Raw genomic sequence first — 23690 nt, forward strand, 5'->3', positions numbered from 1 at the left:
TTGTCCACATTACCCGAGCGGGTGAAATCGATATGATCACATCGAATGTTAACGCATTGCGGCTTCTGGAATGCTGGTTTGAGAACAACCCTACGACACGGCAAAAAACGGCGTTTCCGCTTTTCTCAAGCCCAAATGTCGTTTCTACATTTATAGAGCCTCTTATGCCAATCAACCGAAAAGTCGTAGGAACTCCACCTATTGAACACGAGGGTCCCCTGACATGGAATGAGATCTTTTCAAAGCTTACGAACTGACAGAACCGATGAAAATATATACAAGGGCAGGGTCGGAAGCCGGAACGCCACGCTTTCGAACCTGCCCTTGTATGCTGATTTCGCATATCTTTTGACACTGCATTCGGCCGTCCGCTTTGTTGTACCACAATAAAAACGTCTGCCCGATAACAGGACAGACGTTTTTAATCTCATCATTATACGCGGAACTTGTCCAGCGACTGCTGCAAGGAAGTCGACAGCTGCTCCAGGCTTTCCGACAAGCGGACGAGCCCTTCGCTGACATTAAGCTGCTCGTTGCTGAGCGATGCGACTTCCTGCGAAGTAGCCGACGATTCCTCGGATACCGCGCTGACGTTCGTCATCGCCTCGTTCAGCACCAACTGCGATTGATCCAGCAATTGAATCGACTGCGTAGCGGATTCCAGCTGCACGACAAAGCTGGACATATGACCTTGAACTTGCTTGAATATTTGCTCCGCTTCTTTAACCGATAGGATCTGTTCCTGGAACACCGGATAAGCGGTAGACAGTGCGGATACAGTTTCGTCTATTTCCGTTTGGATCGTTTCGGTTATTTGTCCGACCACTTCGATCGACTGCTTGGACTGTTCGGCAAGCTTACGGATTTCGTCCGCAACGACCATGAAGCCCTTGCCTGCCGCACCGGCGCGCGCCGCTTCGATCGTCGCGTTCAGAGACAAAATATTCGTTTGTTTCGTCATGTTGTTCAGAACCTCAAGAATTTTGCGGATGGACGACGTGCTGTCCTTCAACCGGTCGACTTTCTCGACCATCGAACGGGTCATTTCCTCTGTCGCGTTCGTCTTGATGATCAGATCGGACATGTAAGTCGTTCCGCGCTCGCTCTCTTGTTGTACGACGGCTGCAGAGCCGCCCATTTCCATATTCGATTCGACGACCTGACGCATTTGCCCGCCGATTTCGTTCGTCAAGCTGCTGCCCTTCTCGGCTTCGATCGCCAAGCTGGATGCGCCGTTCGCGATTTCCTCGGTCGCAACTGCGATTTCTTTGGCGGATACCGCCGTTTTCTTCGAGGCGTTAAGCAGCTCTCCCGCCGTTCTCAGAACCTCGCTCGCGGAATCGTTCGTCTGTTTGACGAGCCGCGTTATTTGCTCCATCATTTCGTTGAAGCTTGAGCTCAGTTGTCCGATTTCATCGCTGCTCGAGTAGTTCATCCGGACCGTCAAATTCCCCCGTTCGCCTTCCTTCATCAGGTTGCGGAGCTTGGCCAGCGGCCCGCCGATCATCCGGGCGACGAAAAATCCGGCGATACCGGCTACGGCCATAGCGATTAATGCCATAACCCACGTCACCGTCTGAATACGGCTCGTCTCTTTAACAAGCTCTTTTACAGGCGCGACGGCGGCGATTCTCCAATCGGACACCTTCATCGGTTTGTAGACTACCAGCTTCCTGTTGCTGTCAAGTTCAGCGATGGAGGAACCTGTCGAATCCGAATCGGATTGGTTGAGAGGCGTGTCGAATTTCGTTTCCACCGCTTCCGCATTCGGCGAGCTGATTAAGTTATTTTCGGAATCGACGATTACGATTTGACCGGTATCGCCGATCTTGATTTTGGACAGTCCGTCCGAAATGGTGCTGAGCTTGATCTCGAACAGCAGCAAGAACGCCTTCTTGCCGGTAAGCGGATCGGTCAAAATTCTGGTCATGCCGAATACAGGCTCGCGCACGCCTTCGCTGAAGCCGGTTTTCTTCGAGTCCAGCCAGATGACTTGTCCGTCGGATTCGGACGCCAGCTTGAACCAGTCGGTCTTCAAAAAGTCGAAATTCGAGAAATTCGAACCGGCGAGAACCGGCTTCACTTCTCCTTTTTCCTCAAGCGGCAGCAAGCTGATGCTGAAAATGGTGTTGTTTCCGAGCAGATAGCTTTGCAGCTTATCGCTTAATTCCTTGAATCTTGTCAATTTCTCGTAAGCATTCTCGTTCGGCTCCATGTAGTTCCGCAGCGACGTCTTGAACGTGTTGTCCGTCAGAAACTGCATCGAAATCGCTTCGTAATTTTTAAGCATGAGCTCCAGCTTGTCGGCAGCTTCGCTGATCGTCTGCTCGGTGGAGACCGCCATTTTTTCCTCAATGATACTTTTGGACTGGTAATACGAAAATAAACCTACAGCTACAACCAGCACCACGATACAAATGAAGAAGATCAAAAACAGCTTCATTCCTACCGACTTTATCGGGTTCTTTATGGCGATGCCTTGCGTCCCTGGCGCGTCTCCGTTCGTCTTTCCCGGAACTTGTTTCCGCAAACGCCCAATCGAGGCATTCACTTTCCTGAAGTATTCGTTGATCGGTTTCAAAATGGAAACACCTTCCTCGAAATGATATGTATATAGTATATTTCGACAGGAGGCCCCGTTTCCTTTACATGATTTTTAAAAAAATAAAAATCCCCGAATCATTTTCGGGGACTTTTCTCCTGAACCTGCTATTATTTTCATCGTATTGCGGTATTTGCCGTAGTCTTTACGACCCCGATGCACCGCTAAGCCATGACTATAGAACCTTTCCGAACGGGAATGTATACCTACTTGCGCTAGGCTCAGCCCTTGCCTGTTTTCTTTCTCATCATATCGAAATAACGGACCGGCTGATCGACCAGGAAACGGACATGCTGCAAAGGATGACGCGCGGCAGTCAGCTCGTTGCCTTCCGCATCCCATATGGTACCGACAACCTGCTTGAAGCCTGTTCCCCCGGGACCGAAAAACTCGACTTCCTGGCCCGGTTTAAAAAAGTTGCGCTGCTGAACGGTAGCCATTCCCGACGCTTCATCGTAAGCCGTCACGAGACCTGCAAAATCGTAATTGACCGCTTTTTCTTCCGGTCCGAAAATATGGTCCTCATGCCCGGGCTCATCGAAGAAAAACCCGGTGTTAAGCGGACGATTCGCCGCCTTGCCGATTTCGTCAAGCCATTCCTGCTTCAGCTCGTAGCCGTCCGGATCGGCCAAATAGGCATCGATCGCTTGCCGGTACGCGTTAATGACTGTGGCTACGTAATGAATGCTTTTCATGCGTCCTTCGACTTTAAAGCTTTCCACCCCGGACTCGATCATCTGCGGAACGTATTCGATCATGCATAAGTCCTTCGAGCCCATCGTAAAGGCGTCCTCGCCTTCGGCAAAGAGCGGTATTTCCTTCATTCCTTCTTTAAAATGCCCGACGGCGGCATCCTGCATCGCTTCTTCTTCCGAAACGAATACGTCGCCGGACGGCTGCCCGCTTTCAAACATGTCGTATTTCCAGCGGCAAGATTGACAGCAGCCTCCACGATTGGAGTCCCGGTCGGTAAAATGATTCGACAACACGCATCGCCCCGAATACGAGCTGCACATCGCTCCATGCACGAAAACTTCGATTTCGATATCGACATTCCGTTTGATTTCGTGAATTTCTTCCATATTCGCTTCGCGGGCAAGCACGACGCGGTCGACGCCGTCTTCCTTCCAGAACTGAACGGCTTGCCAGTTCATCGTAGACTGCTGCGTGCTCAGATGAATTTCCAGCTTCGGCGCTACGCGGCGGCATGTTTCGATAATAACGGGATCGGCAACGATAATCGCCGCTACGCCTGCGTCCTGAAGTCCGCGCAAATAATCCTCGAGTCCTTCGATATCCTCGTTATGGGCATAAATATTCGTCGCGACGAACACTTTTGCGCCGTAACGATTCGCAAACTCGACGCCCTCGCGCATTTCCTCCTGCGTAAAATTGTCCGCATTGGACCGCAGTCCGTACTTTTGTCCGCCGATATATACGGCATCCGCACCGTAATGAACGGCAAACTTCAGCTTTTCAAGATTGCCTGCGGGAGCGAGAAGCTCCGGCCTTTTAAGCTGTCTGCCCGAGCTCCGGGCAAGCGATTGGTTCTCGCGAAGCGCTGTGCCTTTCCCTTCCGCGGCGGAGCCGATCGTCTCTTGCTGTGCGTCCGCTTGAGCGGAATTCGATTGTATCGTCACGCTAGCCACCTCCATTTTATTTCAACGCAATGTGACGTTCTCTCAGGATAAACGCCTGCCCGCGTCTTCTTTTAATAAACCTGTTCCTTATAGAAAAATCCGAACGAAAGCGGCCGCTCGCCAGGCTGAATTCGCTCGATCTCTTGCAGCAGCTCCTCATCGAACGTATACCCCTCGGGGTCGGCGAAATACGCATCGATCGTCTTGCGGTAAGCGGCGACTACCGTTTCGTTATACCGGACATCCTTCATCAAGCCTTCGATCTTCAAGCTGTCTATGTCCGCTTCCAACAGCTCATGCAAGCTTTCCAGCATGCACACGTCGTCCGGACTCATAATATGCGTTCCGTTTTTGTCTTCGTAGATCGGATATTTCTCATCCTGACGCTCCGCTTCAAGCAGAAACAAGCCGCGCTCCTTGCCGATAACGGCGTTATCGACGGGCCGTCCGAGGTGATCGAAATAGTTTTTGACCATCTGCCGCTTCGAGTGAAAAATATTCGTAATGCCATGCACCTGCACTTGTACCTCGATATTCGCTTTTCGCTTGAATTCAAGCACCTGCTCCAGGTTTAGTTCCCTTGCCAGCACAACTCTCGTGGCCCCTTTGCCTGCCCAATAGTTGGCGGTCGCATAGTTGGTTGCCGTCATCTCCGGATTCCAATGAAACGGCAGCTTCACTCCTGCCTCGCGGGCAGCCAGCAGCAGCGCCGGATCGCCGAATACGATCGCGTCCGCGCCGCACTGCTCCATCTGCGACAAATAACCGGGAAGCTCAGGCAAAATAGTATTATCCATAATATTGTTCGCAACGACATACACCTTCGCGCCGCCGTTATGCGCCAGCTTGACCGCTTCCGCAATCCGGTCGGGCGTAAAATCGCCGGCCAGCCGCATGCCAAACTTTTGCTCCCCGATATTGAAAGCATTGGCTCCGGCTTCAATCAGCCTTGCCATTTCATCTATTGTTGCCGCTGTCGTCAGCAGCTCCGGTTTCTTCATCAATCCATTCACCCTTTCCACATGCCGCAAAACAAACCATCCTTGATCTTAACAAATAACGCCCTTAATGTGAAGCATCGTACAGATGCCGATTCCGGCTATGAAGACGAAAGCCGAACGAAGCCGGTTATTGATTCTTTTTGCTTCGCTCGATATTTTTCTTGTGCTCTTCGAAGGTTTCGGCGAACAAATGGCCTTGCGTGCCGTCTTTTTTGGTGACATAAAATAAATAATTCGTTTTCTCCGGATACAAAGACGCTTTGATCGACGACAAGCTCGGACTCGCGATCGGGCCAGGCGGCAATCCATTGATTTTGTAAGTGTTATACGGGCTCTCGACGAGCAAATCCTTTTCCAATAGACGCTCTTTGGGCTTGTCCAGGACGTATTGAACGGTCGCATCGATTTGCAGCGGCATTTTTTTGGCAATTCTGTTGTAGATGACGCCTGCGACCACGGCACGCTCCTCCTCCACCACGACTTCCCGCTCTACCAGCGAAGCGATCGTCAAAAGCTGGTGGAACGTTAGGCCGCGTTCCTCCAATTTCGCCTTCCAGTCGGCAGGCAGCTCGGCCAGCTTCCGATCCCATTCCGAAACGAGTCTGTTCAAAATATCTTCCGGCGTACTCGTCTTTTTCATTTCGTACGTTTCCGGGAACAAATATCCTTCCAGCCGATGCTTGATTTCCGGCTTATCCGGAATATCGGACGTCCAGCTGTCGGGGAGGTCGCGCCGTTCATTCGTCATTGCTACGAAGCCGGCAACGTCCACTATCCCCTGCTCGCCGAGCCTTTCGGCGATCTGCTGTACCGTGAACCCTTCCGGAATCGTAAAACGAATGACTTCCTCTTTCACAGTTTCGCCCTGATTCAGCTTGCCGATAATTTCATCGAGCGTCAAACCGGGCTTCATATCGTATTCCCCCGCTTGAAAACGGCTGCCCTGCTTCTTGTAACGCAAATAATAAACGAATAATGTGCTGTTTTTGATCATCCCTTTTTCTTCAAGCGTAGCGGCGATTTCATTCGTCCCCGTTCCCGGCGGAATCGAAATGCGAATGGGCTGATCGGCCCTGGTCACGGGCTGAAGCTGGCTCCACACGTAATAATAGCCGCCGGCACCGGCCAGCGCGAAGAGGGTCAAGATAATCAGAATAACGATCAATGCCGTTTTCAGCTTGCTTTTTCGCTTCGGGAACCCGTTCGAATCCTGGAAAAACTCTGCCTTGTTGCTGAAGTTTTCTTCCCCCACGTATATTCTCCTCCAATAATCCGGCACATTCGCGTATATGGAAACCGCAAAAGAGAGCGGCGCAGGCGCCGCTCCCTCGTTAACCTCGTTGCGTACGCCGAGCGCCGATCAGCGGCCGTCGTCGAACGATACCGTCATTTCGTCAAAAAGCTCCGCAACCGCTTCATACTCGTCATCGTCCATGATCGTGTCGAGCTCGTACTCCCCGCTATCGTTTTTGACGATATGGTAAATTGCGACCTCTTCAAGATGCTGCATCGATTCCGATTGCAGGACTGCGTAATGCGTTCCGCCTAATGAAAATTCGGCCAATATCGCAAAAGGCTCAGGACGGTTGCCTTCGCCTTCCAGCTCGACCGTATCCCCATAAGTCTCTTGAAGCCAACGAATCGGCACGACATCCTTCAGCGTGTACGAAATCATGCTTTTTCCTCTTCTTCGCCGTCCATTTCCGCCATCAGCGTATTGAACGTTTCTTCGACGATATTCCACTCTTCCTCGTCGTCAATCGTATACAGCTGCAAGTCATCGCCGTCTTCTTCGTAACGGAATGCGAGAAGCTCATCCTCTTCCTCCGCTTCGACCGGGTACAGCACCATATATTTGCGATCGGAGCCGTCCTCCACTTCGAATCTGGCAATAACCTCGAACTCTTCCTCGTTGCCTTCTTCGTCCGGAATATAAATGATTTCCGGTTCTTCTTCCAAGTTCAAATGTTGTTCGTTTTCCACAAGACATCCCCCTCATTTATTCGTTTTGGCGTCCATATAGTTTTGCAATATGAGCGCGGCGGCCATCTTGTCGATGACCAGCTTACGTTTCTTCCGGCTAACATCCGCCTCAAGCAGCGTACGTTGAGCAGAGACGGTGGTCAGCCTTTCATCCCATAAATGAACGGGCACCTGCAGGGTCTGCTTCAAATGCTCTGCAAAAGCGATACAAATTTCGCCGCGAGGCCCGACCGTTCCGTTCATATTTTTCGGAAGGCCGACCACGATCTCGGCAACGCCGTACTCCGCCATGATCGCCTGCATCCTTGCGAGATCCAGTGCGTCATTTTTGCGGCGGATCACTTCAAGCCCTTGCGCCGTCCAGCCGAGCTCATCGCTCAGCGCGACGCCAATCGTTTTGTCTCCGTAATCCAGTCCCATCAGTCGCATGTAAATTGGTTAGCCGTCCTTTGCATTTGTTGTCAAGGATTAACGGCTGAGCCGTCCTAAACGCTTTCGGAGAAAGCGACATCGTAAGCTTAAGCTTATGAAGATCGCGTTTACCGGGTAATGGAACAATCAACGAAGGATATACGTGCCGACAATTTCAAAAAACCGGCGAAGGCTTTTTGAACGCATGCTTTCACTTGTTGTGTGCCAAATACGACCGGACCAGCTCCTCGATCAATTCGTCGCGCTCCCGCTTCCGGATTAGACTGCGCGCATTGTTATGGCGCGGAATGTAAGCCGGATCGCCGGAGAGCAAATAGCCGACAATCTGATTGATCGGGTTATAGCCCTTTTCTTGAAGCGCATCATAAACGGCCAAAATAACTTCCTTCGGTGATGTTTCGATCCCTTCCGGTTTGACGTCGAATTTCATCGTTTTATCCATGGAACTCATCACCAGCACCTCCCGAATCGGACGTTTCTCTACGCGAATTGCAACTTCACTTCATCTATGCATATATTCTGTGCGAAAGGAAACAATTCCTTTTTTTTAAGCAAAAATTCACAAATTGTTACCTATTTTTCGAAAAAACCTTGTTACACCTATACCAATGCGGCTACGAGGCTTTCCACATGCTTGAGCGCTTCGTCCAATTTAGCCGGATCTTTACCGCCCGCCTGTGCCATATCCGGCCGTCCGCCGCCGCTGCCGCCGCAAATCGCCGCGACTTCCTTGACGATTTTGCCGGCATGTACGCCTTTGCCGATCAAATCCTGCGTAACCGCTGCGACCAGATTGACTTTTCCGTCCGTAACCGAGCCAAGCACGATAACGGCCGAGGATAGCTTGACTTTCATCTGATCGACGATCGTCCGCAGCGCGTCCATATCGCCGCCGACTTTAGCCGCCAGCAGGTTCATTCCGCCGACCGATTTCACTTGATCGCCCAAATTCCCCGCTTCAACGGCACTCAGCTTATCTTTCAACGAATCGTTCTCGCGTCCCAGTTCTTTTACTTGTTGAAGGAGTCCGTCGATGCGCTTCGGCACGTCGGCGATATTCGACTTGAGCGCAGATGCCGCCTGCTTCAGAAGGTCCAGCTGGCCGTCCAGGTAATCGTACGCATGACGGCCGGTTACCGCTTCGATCCGCCGAACGCCCGAACCGATGCCGCTTTCGCTGACGATTTTGAACAGGCCGATTTGCGAGGTGCTCTGTACATGGCAGCCGCCGCAAAGCTCGATGCTGTAGTCGCCAACGCGAACGACACGAACGACGTCCCCGTATTTCTCGCCGAAAAGCGCCATTGCGCCGAGAGCCTTCGCTTCCGCAATCGGCATTTGCGAAATGTTCAGCACCGTATTGTGCCAGATCTGGTTATTGACGCGCACCTCGACATCCTGCAGCTCGTCGGCGGTGATGCTGCCGAAATGCGAGAAGTCGAAGCGAAGACGATCCGGCGATACTTGCGAGCCCGCTTGATTGACGTGGTCGCCCAGCACTTCCTTCAGCGCTTTATGAAGCAGATGGGTTGCCGTATGATTTTTGACGATATCGTCGCGCATGGAACGGTCGATTGCGGCTTCAACGGTATCCCCTTTGCGGAGAACGCCGGATTCGACGACAACCGTTTGCACATGCTGGCCGTGCGGCGCTTTGCCGACTTCCTCGACCCTGGCGCGGACCGAACCGTTCGACAAAGTTCCGTGATCGCTGACTTGGCCGCCGCTTTCGGCATAAAAAGGCGTCCGGTCTAACACAACTTGGCAGGTTTCGCCTGCGCCGACCATATCGACCATCTGCTGATCAAAGACAATCGCAATAATTTTCGCGCTTATTATCCCATCATTATACCCAACAAATTCCGTTTTATCCGTATATTCGGCAAGCGGACCGCCCTGCACCTTCATGCTTTCCGATTCCTGACGGGCTGCACGCGCGCGCTCGCGCTGCTCCTCCATCGCTTTGTCGAAGCCCTCGCGGTCGACGGTAAGGCCCTTCTCGCTCGCATAGTCTTCCGTCAAATCGAACGGGAAGCCGTACGTATCGTACAACTTGAACGCATCCGCCCCGTTGATTTGGGTAACGCCGTCCTTGCCCGCCTTATCGGCAAGCTCCGCCAAGATGGCAAGCCCGTCGGACAACGTTTCGTGGAACCGTTCTTCCTCGGTACGAATAACCTTTTCGATGAATTCGCGCTTCTCTACGACTTCCGGATAGTAGACGCCCATAATTTCTCCGACGATCGGCGTCAGCTCATACAGAAACGGCTTATCCATGCCGAGCATTTTTCCGTAGCGGACGGCGCGGCGCAGCAAACGGCGGATGACGTAGCCGCGTCCCTCGTTCGACGGCAGCACGCCGTCGCCTACCGAGAATGCAACCGTTCTGACATGGTCAGCAATAACTTTAAGAGCCACATCGTTATCCGAATTCGCACCGTATTCGACGCCTGCTATTTTGCAGGTTTGCTGGATGATCGGCTGGAACAAATCGGTATCGAAGTTCGATTCGACATCCTGGAGGATCGAAGCGAAACGTTCGAGACCTGCGCCCGTATCGATATTTTTGTTCGGAAGCGGCGTGTAGCTGCCGTCCTTGTTGTGATTGAATTGCGAGAAAACAAGATTCCATACTTCGAGGAACCGCTCGTTCTCGCCGCCCGGCCAGCATTCCGGATCGTTCAGATCGCCGTATTTGTCGCCGCGGTCGTAGAAAATTTCGGTACACGGACCGCACGGTCCTTCGCCGATATCCCAAAAATTGTCCTGCAGCTTATAGATGCGCTCAGCGGGAATGCCGATTTTTTCATTCCAGTATTTGTATGCCTCTTCGTCCTCCGGATATACCGTAACGGAAAGACGGTTCGGATCGAAGCCGATCCACTTCGGGTCGGTCAAAAACTCCCAAGCCCAAGTAATCGTTTCTTCCTTGAAATAATCGCCGATCGAGAAATTGCCGAGCATTTCGAAAAACGTATGGTGGCGGCGCGTTTTACCGACATTCTCGATGTCGTTGGTGCGAATGCACTTTTGCGAGTTGGCGATCCGCGGATTTTCCGGCTTCACGCGGCCGTCGAAATAGGCTTTAAGCGGCGCCATGCCGGCATTGATCCACAGCAGCGACGGATCGTTATGCGGGACGAGCGGAGCGCTCGGCTCGATTTTATGGCCTTTCTCGGCGAAAAATTCCAACCATTTTCGTCTGATTTCACTTGCTTTCATTTGAACCCCTCCGTTTATTATTTGTTTTATTGTCCGCTTGTTCGGAATGCCGAACCGTTCTGGTCCGCATCGTTGGCGCCGTACTAGTCGGAAGACCTCGTTTCGCTATGGCCGGCCGTTTTTTTCAGTAACTCGATGATTCTGTCGTTCTGCATCGCTTGCGTTTTCCCGAGTTCGATCAACTCATTCAATTTCCCCATAATCGCAAGCATGATGAAAACCCAGAATAATGCAGAAACGATACCGATCAGTAACATCGTATCCCCCATAGCGGCCCCCTTTTCCTGTTCCAAAAAAACAAAAAACGCCCCTGAAAACAGGGACGAATCATTCGCGGTACCACCCTGGTTATCGCGTGCAAGACGCAATCTCCTCATAAAGACGATAACGGGTCTGACGCCGGCGGAGTTGTTCCGCGCTCCGAAATTAGCTAAACCATTCTTCATCGCAAAGGCTCTTCCAGCAGGGGCACAGCGCCTCCTAAGCCTTCTCTCTGTCCGACGGGCTATGGGTTTTGGATTTCGTCTTCGCTTTACCGATTTGTAAACTTCGATTCTTCCATAAAATTATAAACAATCGCGCCAATCCCTGTCAAATCTATTCTTTTATGAAAGGGCGACTGAAATGTCCGCCAGCAAGGATAAACGGCTTCGCCGTCCTTTAAAGGACTGGCGCGTCTACCGGGAAATCGAACAATCAGCGGAGATATACTTTCTGAAGATTTTTAAAAAAAGAAACCTCGATCAGAACGCAATCGGGGTTTCCTTTATATTTTACTCGTTGATTTTACTCGTTCATAAAACCGATTTCGATCAGCGTACGCCTCACGAGTGCCGCCGCTTCTGCTCGGGATACGTGGCGCTGCGGGTTCAGACTGCCGCCATTTCCTTGGACGATGCCGGCTTCGATAAGCGCACTTGCAGCTTCTACCGCCCATGGCGATAACGAACCGGCATCGGAGAACCCAGTCAATGATGGCTTGGAAACCGCCCAATCCGCTCCCGCCTTTTGAGCCGCGCGGTACAACATAACGAACAACTGCTCACGTGTAACCTGCTCGTCAGGGTTGAAACGGTCGTCAGCAATGCCCTCAGCCAACCCTTCTTTAACGGCGGCACCGATCCATCCGGCTGCCCAGTGGGATGGTCCCACATCGGCAAAGGCTTTCGCGCCGCTGTGTTCCGTCAAGCCAAGCGAACGAACCGTTATTGCAGCGGCTTGCGCTCTCGTTAACTTACCGTCCGGATTGAAAACCGAATCATCTTCGCCGTTCAAAATCAGCTTAGCCGACAGCTGTCTAATATCTTCTTTAGCCCAGTGCTCGGCCGTATCGGTATAGGACACCGGTGAAGTCTCCACAATCGTATAGATACTGTTATGATTCGTACGGATCGTCGCCAGCATTTCGTCGCCCTTAACCTCGAATGTGGTCGGCACCGGGTACAGCTTGCCTGTCGCAGGATCGTAATAAACGCCCGTCATGCTTTGAGGCTCGTTTCCTTTCGGAAGCGAAATGGTGCGCTCTACAAATGCATGATCAAAGCTCGCAATCGTAATGGTCTTCCCGTTCGCTTCGGCAACAAGCGTAAAATCGAATCCCGCGGCAACCGGTTTGACTCCCAGTTCTCGGCCTGCAGCTTGAATTCCGCTTTGGGTATTTTGATCCGTCTTGGCGACCGAGACGCTTAGCTTTACGTCTTCTACGGATGCGTTAAGCTGTCCGGCTAAAGCTTGATAATCAAGCGACGCTGCAGGAATTTGCAAACCGAAGCCGTTCCCGTTAAACGAAATGCTTGCATTCGGCAGCGAGTCCCGGACACTTGCCAATGACGAAACAGGAAGCTCGATTGTTACCGAATTTTCTTGCACGGCACTTAGGTCAAAGGTTATCGCTTGCGATTGCTCCTTCTTCTCCAGGAGCTTGGCTACCGCATCGTCAAATACGTTTTTGTCCAGCGTGAACGCTGCTGTTCCTTTACCTCCGTCGCTCTCACCCGTAACAGGAGTTAACGCACCGGTCGGGAATGAAACTCCATTCGCGCCGATTTCCGCTTTTGGCGGCAGCTCTTCTTTCTTTCCGCCTTCATTCGGTACCTGTGTTACAGGACCCGGATTCGAAGGAGGCGGCGAGCTATTGCCGGGAGGTGTCGATGGCCCTGTTGTCTGGCCTGGGTTTGGGTTTGGGCTTGGGCTTGGGCTTGGGCTTGGGCTCGGGCTCGGGCTTGGGCTTGGGCTTGGGCTCGGGCTCGGGCTCGGGCTCGGGCTTGGGCTCGGGCTTGGACTCGGTGTCGACGGCAAAACGAATTGCTTGACCTCGGAAACTTCCGATTCGTTTCCATCTTGATCGACAGCACTCACACCGATGCTGTAGGTATTACCGCTGACCAATTCCTCAATGATGGCGTTAGCCTCTGTAAGCAAGCTTTCACGTTTAATTCCGTCTACGTACAGATAGTAACCTTTTAGATCTGGCTCCGTATTGTCGTCCCAGCTCATTTGAACAGCACCGTTTGTAACAGTTCCATTCAGACCGACAGGTTTCGCCGGAGGAGTAGTATCTGCAATAAACTCCAAAACCGGCATTGTCATGATAAAATAATGATCAACGACTGCACCCGGCTCTGTAATTTTCGCTACAGTAATAGAGCGTTCGCCATAAATGGCAGTTATTTTATAGGTCCCGACAGGAACATCGAAATAATAGCGTAAAAAACCATCATATTCCTCGTCGTAAACATGATAGCTACCTATATTCGTATTGCCTTCAGGGTCTCCAATCTTACCGCTGAAAAGCACTTCGCCGTCTTTAACATCGGAAATTTCAACAACCGTACCTGCTTTCAGGGTGTTGTTCAATTTGACGATCCCGCTTACACGGTAACCTTTTATTTGTGATCCGTCGATAAAAGTCCCTGCGAAAGGCATTATTTTATCCGGTCCTCTATCCCCATCGGGATTCACAATTCCCTTGATCGAGACTTGATAAACTGGTCCAACCGTAATCCGGGTGGTTGTTAGAAATACGCTCAATCCGTCTTCGCTCGGCTTTGCGTCAACTACCGCTACCGCATTATCGATCATGTAATGAGAGATATCCTTGGCGGTTACTGGATCTACCGGGTTATTGAAGAAAATTTTAATCATTTGAGAGGTGATAGAAATCGCCGCAATAGCTTCGGGAAGACTGTTCGGATAGTTGTTATTGATTTTCGCAAGCATAGATTCTTTTCCCATCTCATTAAAAGCGCTTACCGCAAAAACATAACCTTTCTTATCGATCAAATCTTCGATTAGATAAGTCGATTCGGTTGTTGTACCTATTTTAATATAGTTTACATAGATATTATATCCGCTTATATTCGGATCAGCGCTATAAGTCCAGCTTAGAACGGTTCCTGAAGGTATGACTGAATATTCCAATCCTTGAGGCGGAGAAGGAGCTCCGGATTCTGCTCCGACAATGCCGCCGGTCGGCGGCGGTGGATTATTTGGCTGCGCAGCCTGCACTGCCGATAAGCGAAAACCGCCTATGACGGTAATCGCAAGAAGGATGATTGCTATCCTTCTAAAGAACGAATTCTTTTGTCTTTGTCCTGTAGTCAAAATTAGGGAGGCCTCCTCATTAATGAGATATACCTCCCAAATATACAAGCCACTTAGCGCAAATGCTGTAGAATTTTGTCGATAACTTTTAGTATTTGTATATTCTTTTTGCTAACTCCGTTCCTACACCGTCTTCCGCTGAATGTAATACAGCATGACATGCTGCACGATAACTTTGCCGACTGCAAACACAGGAACTGCCAAGATGAGTCCCAAAACTCCCGCAAGCTCGCCTCCGACCAACAATGCGAAAATGATCGTTAACGGATGCATATGCAGCGTTCTTCCGACGACCTGAGGGGAAATGACGTTGCCCTCGAGTATTTGCACGATCGTATTGACGATAACGACGTACAGCACCATTTTCCACGAGATGGTTGCCGCCATGATAAGCGCAGGAGCCGCTCCCAAGTAAGGACCTAAATAAGGGACGATGTTGAAAATCGCTACAACGCTGGCCAGCAACAACGGATAAGGCATATCGATCAGCCAGTAACCGATGTATGCCAGAAGGCCGACGATGATGCAGACGAGAAATTGACCGCGTATGTAACTGCCCAGCGCCGAATCGATATCGATGAGAAGCTTGACCGTTTTTTTGCGATGGGACTTCGGGACGATAGCCAAAACCGCCCGCTCGATAAGCTGAAAATCCTTCAAAATGTAAAAGGCCAGAAACGGAATAATGAACGCGATAAACACGGCATTAATCGTACTGCCGATCCCGTCGATATAATTCGAGATGGCTTGCGAAATTCCGTTCTCGACCTTTTCAAGCGAATCGAAAATGCCCATCCGCACGCTCTCCGGCAAATACCGGTTATCGTTCAGGCTGTCCATCAAGCCTTGCGCCCGCATCGTCAGCTGCGGCATATGGACGTTCAGCTCTGTCAGCTGCGACATGAACATCGGGATCAGATTGATCATCACGACAGTCAGCGACGTTATAAAGACGGCATATATAAGCAGCACCGCAATGGTACGCGGCACCTTCCTAACATTAAGCAGCGAAACGATCGGATTGAGCACGTAGGAAATGATCATCGCGATGATGAATGGTCCCAGGACCGCCTTTAAGAACCCGTACGTCCAGGACAAAATCGGACTGATCCGCACAAGCATGTACAAGATGATGAGGCCTAACAACACATATACGAAAACGGAAAACAACCGGCTTTTGAAAAATGGCTCCATACGTTCACCCAGCCCTCACAAGCAAATATATATGCTTAAGTATATGTACGAGCCAGCCGATTTAATCCAAAGACTGCTTTAAGCTGCAAAAGCAGGATGTGAACCGGGCGGGTTAACCGCCGGCACAAATAAAAATTCCGACTTCAAGCAAACTGACGCGGGTCCGCGCAAGGTTTGATTAAAGCCGGAATTATGTTCATCCGTTCCATTCGATTCAGTTGGCGTGAACTTGAGGAATTTCCTCTTCGAAGAACAAATCGTCCAACGAGCTGAGCGTACCGTCTTCCTCTACTTGGTAGACGGACATTTTATCGCCGTTGACAGTCAACTCAATAAAGCAGCCCCAGCAATAAAACTGGTGGGAGCCAATCTTCCCAATGTCTTTGGAATTGCAGTTCGGACACCGCATCATCGCATCACCCTATTTCGTTTGTAATTTCATTCAAATCCTGCCCGGCATGCACCGGTACGAGAAGGACATCTTCTCCGAGCGTCGTTTTGTCAGGAGCAGGAAGCCATTTGCGGCCCTCGGTCACATCCGACAGAAAGCCATCCGACAATTCATATCCTATTATTGTTTTATCCATATTTTCGGAAAAATAAACATCTTCCACTAAACCGAGCTGCTGTCCGTTAACGGTCATAATCGGAACGCCCTTCAGCTTTCTCTTGCCGTTTACCAAACAAATGCTGTCAGGCGTTTCCTCCCAATTGCGGAGAACCCAATCCCCATGAACCGTTATCGCGTCTTCGCCGAACGACACCACGTCGTCCCAATCGATATATCGCGCGGCCGTAAACCAGTTTTTCGTCTCCAATACGACGCCTTGGGCCTGCATCTCGGCATCTAGCCAAAAATCTTTCGCCGTGCCGAGCCTTTTGCCATTGGACACGCCGATCACAGGCAGCCCCAGAATATCGTAAGCTTTACGCAAATGCCCTTCACCCCACCCGTTGAGCGATGCCTCATTCGGCTCGTCCACATTTTTTGCCAAAGGTGGTTGGATTATTCAGAGGGGGATTTTGGAATAACGGAAACTACTTTCTATTACGGATACGCGAAACGATGGTAGCGGCTCTCTCCGCCGCCAGAACGATTTCGTCCTCCGGCTGACCGGCGCCAAAGCTGAAGCGAACCGCCGATCTCAGCACTTCCTCCGGCAGCTGCATCGCCTGCAAAACGTGCGAAACCTCTAATGAACCGGATGTACAGGCCGAACCGCTTGCTGCGGCGATGCCTTCCAGATCAAGGTTCATCAGCAGCGTTTCCGTATCGACGCCAGGAAAGCTGACGTTGACGATATGCGGCAGCCTGTGCGAAGCATCAGGATGACCGTTCTCGACAAAACCGCCGTCACCTAAAAACTTTTGGAAGGTTTCTACCATCTTTTGACGAAGTTTGGCACAATTTTGTTGCAGTTGTCCGATATTTTGTACCGCAAGCTCGGCTGCGGCGGCAAATCCGACGATACCTGCTACATTCTCGGTACCGGCACGGCGTTTGCGCTCTTGGGAGCCGCCGAACAGCTGCGGCGACAAATGGACGTGCGGTGCGCAGTAGAGCGCTCCCGTTCCTTTGGGGCCTTGAATTTTGTGGGCGGAGAAGCTCATGAAATCGACGGGGAGCTGCGATGCTTGAAGGTCGATATGTCCGAGAGCCTGCACGGCGTCGACGTGAAACAGGATACCTCTGGACCGGGCCAGCTCTCCGATTGCTCGGATTGGCTGCAGCGTACCGACCTCGTTATTGCCGAACATGATACTGATTAAGACGGTATCTGGTCTTATCGCTCGCTCCAAATCCTCGATTCGAATAAGACCGGTCGTATCTACTGGAAGATACGTCACTTCATGACCTGCGCGTTGAAGCTGCTCGCAAGTATGAAGGACGGCATGATGCTCGATTTGCGACGTAATGATGTGGCCCTTCTGCCCTTTGCCCTTGCTTGCGGCGGCAGCAATCGAGCCGAATATCGCCAAATTATCGCTTTCCGTACCGCCGCTTGTAAAAATAAGCTGTCTGCTGTCGCAATGCAGCGCAGCGGCGAGCCGATCGCGTGCATCGCTTACCGCCAAACGCGCAGCCATTCCGAACCGATGCGTGCTTGACGGATTTCCGAAACCGGAAACCCCGCTTAAATGCGGCAGCATACGTTCAAACACGGCAGGATGAAGCGGAGTCGTCGCGGCGTGATCCAAATAAATGTCATTCATCGCTTTCACCAATCTAAATGTAGAACATGTAGTTGTCGTTTTTGCCTTCGTCATGGAAAGAAATCAAGTTTGCCAATGACGTCGTGTCCAATACTTGCGCAATGCTGTCACGAATGCGAACCCACAGGTCTCTCTTCGCAGGATCGTCTTCTTCCGTAAAATCTACGGGACTGATCGGCCCTTCCAGCACGCGAATAACATCGCCTGAAGTAATCTCTTCCGGAGAGCGAGACAAAATGTAGCCACCGTAAGCGCCGCGAATGCTTTTAACCAGGCCTGCATTGCGAAGCGGCGCAACAAGCTGCTCCAGATAGTGTTCGGAAAGCTGGTGTTTCTCTGCAATACTCTTCAAAGATGTCGGACCTTCGCCGAATCTCGTTGAAAGCTCCATCATTATCGTTAGTCCATATCGGCCCTTGGTGGAAATCTTCAAAACAGCACCTCATTTATCGCTATTTTACCCGAGCGGCCGAATTGCCGCCCCATCCCGACGATTTGGCAAAGAATCGGGAGCTTGCCGTATGTCGTAACGGCTTTATTCATCAAGTCGTATAGTCTTCATTTAAGTCTCAGCAAGTAAATCCCCCGCTGATCGTTCGACTTTCCGATAAACGCACATGCCCGTAAAAAGCGGCGAAGCCGTTTATCCTTGCCTGCTATTAACATGACATACCCGCATTAAATATATGTTAACATACAATGATATCTCTTGAAAACAAAACAATGACAACTTCGTGAAAAAAAAGTGTTAAATTTCACAAAAATATTTGGCAAAATCACCGAAATACGTCCGTTTTCATAGAAAGTCATCGCATAATAGCATCCTCGCATAAAGCGTAAATAATTGATCGGCCGGAAATTAGTGACTCACGCCGACGTTGTGTTACAATAAAAATCAGTTTCGGTCATAAAGCGAGGTCATATACAATGAGTGATATAAAAAAAATGCCGCGTGTCGTACTGGGCATGTCCGGCGGCGTCGACTCCTCGGTTTCCGCCCTGTTGCTGAAAGAACAAGGGTACGAGGTTATCGGCGTATTTATGAAAAATTGGGACGACACGGACGAATTCGGCCGCTGCACTGCTGAAGAGGACGCGGAAGACGTCCGCCGCGTTTGCGCGCAAATCGGCATTCCGTGTTATACCGTTAATTTCGAGAAGCAATATTACGATAAAGTATTCGCCTACTTCCTGGACGAATACCGCAAGGGCAGAACGCCGAATCCGGACGTCATGTGCAACCGCGAAATCAAATTCGGCGAGTTTTTGCAAAAAGCGCTCGATCTGGGCGCCGATTATATCGCTACCGGACATTATGCCCGGGTGGAAGAGATAGACGGCGTCTTCCGGCTGCTGCGCGGGGTTGACGGCAATAAAGATCAAACCTACTTCTTGAATGCGCTGAATCAATATCAGCTGTCGAAGGCCATGTTCCCGATCGGGCATCTGCCTAAGCCCAAGGTGCGCGAGCTCGCGCTGGCCGCTGGGCTTGCTACCGCCAAGAAGAAGGACAGTACCGGCGTTTGCTTCATCGGCGAACGGAATTTCAAGGAATTCCTCAGCCAGTATTTGCCCGCCCAATCGGGTGAAATCCGGACGTTCGACGGAGAAGTGAAAGGCCGTCACGACGGGCTGATGTATTACACACTGGGACAGCGGCAAGGGCTCGGTATCGGCGGCTCCGGATCGGGCGAGCCATGGTTCGTGGCGGATAAGGATTTGGCGAACAACATCCTTTATGTCGTTCAAGGCGAAAGCGATCCGCGGCTTTACTCGGTCGGACTCGAAGCGACCGATGTGAATTGGATCAGCGGCAGCGCTCCTGCCGCGACGTTCCGCTGCACCGCGAAGTTCCGCTACCGCCAGCAGGACCAAGCCGTAACGGTTATTACGCGAGACGGCGGCATTTGCGATATCGTCTTCGACATTCCCCAGAAGGCCGTGACGCCGGGTCAATCCGTCGTATTTTACGATGGAGACGTCTGTCTCGGAGGCGGCACGATCAACCGTACGCAATGCATGGCGGAACGCTGATTCGCGCCTTCGTCCCACCTCCCCGGAGCTTGAAGCCGGGGAGTTTTTGAATGCTTGGGAGGGCGTCCGACCAAGTAAAAGTTTTTGCAACGGCCGCAACACTCGCAGACATCTTATGCTACAATAGCTTGTAACCATTTTTCCCAGCAGAAAGGAAGACTTCATCGTGACGACTGCCACTAAGGTTTATATAGAGGATATTATTAAAGCGAATCATGCCTTAAGCAAAATCATCGAGCAAACCCCTCTTCAACGTAACGAGCTGCTGTCCAACCAGTATGAGTGCAACGTTTACTTGAAGCGCGAAGACCAGCAAATCGTCCGTTCGTTCAAGCTTCGCGGCGCTTATAACTTCATCCAAAGCCTGACACCGGAGGAACGCAGCCGCGGCGTCGTCTGCGCGAGTGCGGGCAATCACGCCCAAGGCTTCGCGTATTCATGCAAGCATCTTGGGATACACGGCAAAATTTTTATGCCGACTACGACGCCCAAGCAAAAAATATCGCAGGTTAAATTTTTCGGAGGACCTTATGTCGAGGTAATCCTTACAGGCGATACTTACGACGATTCGTCAGCTAAAGCGAAAGCATACTGCGAAAGAGAAAATATGGTGTTCATCCATCCTTTCGACGATTATCGAACCATCGCGGGTCAAGGCACGGTCGGACTTGAAGTGCTAAACCAGATGCAAGAGACGCCCGATTTCGTTTTTGCTTCGATCGGCGGAGGCGGACTTGTCGCAGGGATCGGTTCTTATGTCAAAAGCGTTTCCCCCGGCACGAAGATCATCGGCGTCGAGCCTGCGGGAGCGGCCAGCATGAAAGCTTCGCTTGACGAAGGCTGTGTCGTTACGCTAGATACGATCGATAAATTCGTCGACGGCGCCGCCGTGAAGCAAGTAGGCCAGCTGACGTTCAGCATTTGCCGGCAGTTGTTGGACGATATCGTACTGGTTCCGGAAGGCAAGGAATGTACGACTATTTTGGAGCTGTACAACAATAACGCGATCGTTATCGAACCGGCCGGCGCGCTGCCTGTAGCCGCGCTTGATGCTTACCGGGAGCAAATCAAAGGCAAAAATGTCGTCTGCATCATTAGCGGCGGCAATAACGATATCGAAAGAATGCAGGAAATCAAAGAACGTTCCCTGATTTACGAAGGGCTTAAGCATTATTTTATCGTCAACTTCCCGCAGCGCTCGGGAGCCCTTCGCGAATTTCTCGAGGAAGTGCTTGGACCCGGCGACGACATCACCAGATTTGAATATATGAAGAAAAACAACCGCGACAACGCCCCGGCACTAGTCGGCATCGAGCTGAGCAACAAGGACGATTATCACGGCCTTATCGAGCGTCTGTCCAAGCGGGATTACGGCTTTGTCGAAATCAACAACGATGCGAGGCTGTTCAATTTGCTGATTTGATTCGGGAGATCCAAAGAATAACAAGCTATAAGGCGCATGTAAGCGGGATTCGCTGCTTAACATGCGTCTTTTTTGCATATTCATAACTTATTGTCATCAGTAATAGCCCCATGTTCAAACCTCAGTTTCCAAGACATTAGGACACCAGCAGCCATGGAAACAATTTCTCCTCTTGTTTTCAAGCCGTCTCCGGATTGGTTCGCCGCAAGTTTGGGGACGCTAAAGTAATCAGACATCGTTAGCGCATTGGGAGGAATGTCCGATGGACAAACGGGTAACCGCTGCATTAAGCGGCATCCTTATCGCCGTAGTGCTTGCAAGCGGCTGCGGAACAAAGAAATCAGGCGGAGAAGAGCAGCCTCAAGGCGGGAAGCTTAAAGCATTGGGCATGCAAAACGGTCAAATTCAGCCCCAAGGGAACATGAAGGCCCTAGCCTACACGGATGAGCACTACAATAAAATACGCGAGGCCTCCAAGGCCGTAGAAATGAAAACCGTATACGTCCCGCAGAACGGAGCAAACGGCGATAAGCTTGATTGGGTCGAGGTCGACAGCAACGTTATGATTCTCCACTACAAAAAGATGGACATTATCGAATACCAGAAGGAAGTGAAGCCGACCGGACGCGTTTCGAACGAGCAGGACGTCAAACTGCTGAACGGCGACGGCAAATGGTATACGATCGGCAAAAGACAATCGCTGCGTATGAAGCTGCCCGAAGCCTATGTCATCGTTTCTTCTCAAAAAGGAGTGCCTCGTGAAGAGCTTGAACGCGTTGCAGAGTCGCTTTTCCCGGTCGTGCCCGAGTCTTAGCGCCAGACGCCTTAACGGAAGTCCTCTTATTGAAAAAACGTCACGGCCCTGAATGGGACTGTGACGTTTTTTCGTTCCATATGAACAACGGTCATTCCAAAAAGTGCACGGCGCAAAAAGCGTCAGCTTTTCCGCTGTCTCCGCCGCAGCTGGTTTTGCTTGATTTTATCTTCCGTCCCCTGATCGCTCGCTTCAAAAAAGACGTCGTTTTTGATCGGGTTCGGCAAATATTGCTGATCGACGTAATGCCCCGGGAAGTCGTGCGGATACAAGTAGCCCTTATGGCCGAGCTTTTCCGCCCCGCTGTAGTGCGTATCCCGCAAATGCAGAGGCACCTCCGCCGATTTAAGCCGCTCCGCCGCATCCATAACCCGTGCTAGCGCCAGCGGGATCGCGTTCGATTTCGGGCTTTCCACGGCAAAAAGAATCGCCTGCGCAACGATATATTTCGACTCCGGCCAACCGATCCGCTCGAATGCCTGTGTAGCGCTTACCGCCTGGACCATCGCCTGCGGATTGGCGAGACCGATATCCTCGCTGCAAGCTACCGTCAGCCTTCGCAGGAAGACGCGCGGGTCCATGCCGAGCTTCTCGACCGCATACAGGAACCAGAATAACGCCGCATCGCTGGAGCCCCGTACGCTCTTATGAAATGCCGACAGGACGTCGTATTGCGTCGACTCGTCCGCCTTTACGGTCGGACGCCGGATCGATTCCTCCGCCGCCTCAAGCGTCAGCGGAATTGTGCCGTCCGCTTCAGGCGCGCTGGTCAGCGCCGCCAGCTCGAGCGCGTTGAGCGCGCGCCGGATATCGCCGTTGGCCATCGCGGCAATATGCGCGATCGCCTCTTCCTCAACGCGCAACGGGAGGAAGGCGAGCCCGCGCTCACGGTCCGCAAGCGCTCTGCGCATGGCGATTAGCGAATGCTCGTGCGTCAAATGCTTAAGCTCAAACAGCGTCGATCGCGAAAGCAAAGCGCCGTTCACATAGTGAAACGGATTTTCGGTCGTCGCCCCGATGAAGATGATAATCCCCTGTTCTACCGCCGGCAGCAGCGCATCCTGACGCGAGCTGTTGAAGCGGTGAACCTCGTCGAGGAACAAAATCGTCTTCTTGCCATACAAATCCTTGATTTGCTTCGCCTGCTCGATTACCTCGCGGACATCCTTCACGGATGCGTCCACGGCGTTCAAGCGTACGAATTCGCCTTGCGTTTTATGGGAAATAATGTGGGCCAGCGTCGTTTTCCCGGTGCCCGGCGGACCGTAAAGCAGAATCGAGGTTACTTTGTCCGCCTCGATCGCTCGCCTCAGCAGCTTGCCCGGACCGACAATATGCTCTTGTCCGATATAATCGTCCAGCGAAATCGGACGCATACGGTCCGCCAGCAGCTTTGTGCCCGGCTCGGCCGATGCCCGATAGGAGAACAAATCCATTTTTCGACAAGCTTCCTTTCCGTTAGCCGCCATCCAACGGCCGTCATTCTCGCTAGTATCCTCCCTATCATAACGCGAATGACTGCAGCTTG

General features: G+C 51.5%; 20 protein-coding genes. 3 read left to right on the forward strand and 17 right to left on the reverse strand.

The window, feature by feature from the left end:
* Positions 1-433: 433 nt before the first annotated feature.
* The 16 genes from DQG23_RS07615 to cymR form a co-directional block, all read right to left on the reverse strand.
* Positions 434-2581: a methyl-accepting chemotaxis protein gene (locus tag DQG23_RS07615; protein ID WP_238177793.1), complete on the reverse strand. Its 2148-nt coding sequence runs from the start codon at positions 2579-2581 to the stop codon at positions 434-436.
* A gap of 242 nt (positions 2582-2823) precedes the next feature.
* Positions 2824-4242, reverse strand: a complete 1419-nt coding sequence (locus tag DQG23_RS07620) for a peptidase U32 family protein (protein WP_238177794.1) — start codon at positions 4240-4242, stop codon at positions 2824-2826.
* Positions 4243-4313: 71 nt separating this feature from the next.
* Positions 4314-5243: a peptidase U32 family protein gene (locus DQG23_RS07625; RefSeq protein ID WP_337589390.1), complete on the reverse strand. Its 930-nt coding sequence runs from the start codon at positions 5241-5243 to the stop codon at positions 4314-4316.
* Positions 5244-5370: 127 nt separating this feature from the next.
* Positions 5371-6495, reverse strand: a complete 1125-nt coding sequence (gene mltG / locus DQG23_RS07630; RefSeq protein WP_337589391.1) for an endolytic transglycosylase MltG — start codon at positions 6493-6495, stop codon at positions 5371-5373.
* Positions 6496-6603: 108 nt separating this feature from the next.
* Positions 6604-6918, reverse strand: a complete 315-nt coding sequence (locus DQG23_RS07635; RefSeq protein WP_113030224.1) for a DUF1292 domain-containing protein — start codon at positions 6916-6918, stop codon at positions 6604-6606.
* Positions 6915-7226, reverse strand: coding sequence for a DUF1292 domain-containing protein (locus DQG23_RS07640; RefSeq protein WP_113030225.1), 312 nt, complete (start codon positions 7224-7226; stop codon positions 6915-6917). Before DQG23_RS07640 ends, DQG23_RS07635 begins: the two co-directional genes overlap by 4 nt.
* A gap of 12 nt (positions 7227-7238) precedes the next feature.
* Positions 7239-7655, reverse strand: a complete 417-nt coding sequence (gene ruvX, locus DQG23_RS07645; protein ID WP_113030226.1) for a Holliday junction resolvase RuvX — start codon at positions 7653-7655, stop codon at positions 7239-7241.
* A gap of 193 nt (positions 7656-7848) precedes the next feature.
* Entirely contained in the window at positions 7849-8109 is a 261-nt protein-coding gene (locus DQG23_RS07650) for an IreB family regulatory phosphoprotein (RefSeq protein WP_113030227.1), read from the reverse strand.
* Positions 8110-8258: 149 nt separating this feature from the next.
* Positions 8259-10880, reverse strand: a complete 2622-nt coding sequence (gene alaS / locus DQG23_RS07655; RefSeq protein ID WP_113030228.1) for an alanine--tRNA ligase — start codon at positions 10878-10880, stop codon at positions 8259-8261.
* A gap of 83 nt (positions 10881-10963) precedes the next feature.
* On the reverse strand, positions 10964-11326 hold the full coding sequence (locus DQG23_RS07660) for a hypothetical protein (RefSeq protein ID WP_113030229.1): 363 nt from the start codon (positions 11324-11326) through the stop codon (positions 10964-10966).
* A gap of 340 nt (positions 11327-11666) precedes the next feature.
* Entirely contained in the window at positions 11667-14099 is a 2433-nt protein-coding gene (locus DQG23_RS42535; RefSeq protein ID WP_192894559.1) for an S-layer homology domain-containing protein, read from the reverse strand.
* A 507-nt stretch (positions 14100-14606) separates the two neighbouring features.
* Positions 14607-15677, reverse strand: coding sequence for an AI-2E family transporter (locus tag DQG23_RS07675; protein ID WP_113030232.1), 1071 nt, complete (start codon positions 15675-15677; stop codon positions 14607-14609).
* A gap of 214 nt (positions 15678-15891) precedes the next feature.
* A complete protein-coding gene (locus DQG23_RS07680) occupies positions 15892-16089 on the reverse strand; it encodes a hypothetical protein (RefSeq protein WP_113030233.1) in 198 nt (65 codons plus the stop codon).
* 4 nt (positions 16090-16093) lie between these two features.
* A complete protein-coding gene (locus tag DQG23_RS07685) occupies positions 16094-16612 on the reverse strand; it encodes a PRC-barrel domain-containing protein (protein ID WP_113030234.1) in 519 nt (172 codons plus the stop codon).
* 103 nt (positions 16613-16715) lie between these two features.
* Positions 16716-17891, reverse strand: a complete 1176-nt coding sequence (locus tag DQG23_RS07690) for a cysteine desulfurase family protein (RefSeq protein ID WP_113030472.1) — start codon at positions 17889-17891, stop codon at positions 16716-16718.
* 13 nt (positions 17892-17904) lie between these two features.
* Positions 17905-18324, reverse strand: coding sequence for a cysteine metabolism transcriptional regulator CymR (gene cymR / locus DQG23_RS07695; RefSeq protein ID WP_113030235.1), 420 nt, complete (start codon positions 18322-18324; stop codon positions 17905-17907).
* Between the two features lie 494 nt (positions 18325-18818).
* On the opposite strand from cymR, the gene mnmA reads away from it, so the two are divergent.
* The 3 genes from mnmA to DQG23_RS07710 all read left to right on the forward strand — a co-directional run bounded on the left by mnmA (position 18819) and on the right by DQG23_RS07710 (position 22162).
* Positions 18819-19925, forward strand: a complete 1107-nt coding sequence (gene mnmA / locus DQG23_RS07700) for a tRNA 2-thiouridine(34) synthase MnmA (protein ID WP_192894560.1) — start codon at positions 18819-18821, stop codon at positions 19923-19925.
* A gap of 163 nt (positions 19926-20088) precedes the next feature.
* On the forward strand, positions 20089-21348 hold the full coding sequence (gene ilvA, locus DQG23_RS07705; protein ID WP_420330218.1) for a threonine ammonia-lyase IlvA: 1260 nt from the start codon (positions 20089-20091) through the stop codon (positions 21346-21348).
* A 262-nt stretch (positions 21349-21610) separates the two neighbouring features.
* Positions 21611-22162 carry a hypothetical protein gene (locus DQG23_RS07710; RefSeq protein WP_113030237.1) on the forward strand — a complete coding sequence of 184 codons (552 nt, stop codon included), beginning with the start codon at positions 21611-21613 and terminating at the stop codon, positions 22160-22162.
* Between the two features lie 122 nt (positions 22163-22284).
* On the opposite strand, the gene DQG23_RS07715 is transcribed toward DQG23_RS07710, so the two are convergent.
* On the reverse strand, positions 22285-23598 hold the full coding sequence (locus tag DQG23_RS07715; RefSeq protein ID WP_113030238.1) for a replication-associated recombination protein A: 1314 nt from the start codon (positions 23596-23598) through the stop codon (positions 22285-22287).
* Between the last annotated feature and the right edge of the window lie 92 nt (positions 23599-23690).

It is taken from the genome of Paenibacillus contaminans (genome assembly GCF_003285015.1).
GTDB classification, from domain to species: Bacteria; Bacillota; Bacilli; order Paenibacillales; family NBRC-103111; genus Paenibacillus_V; species Paenibacillus_V contaminans.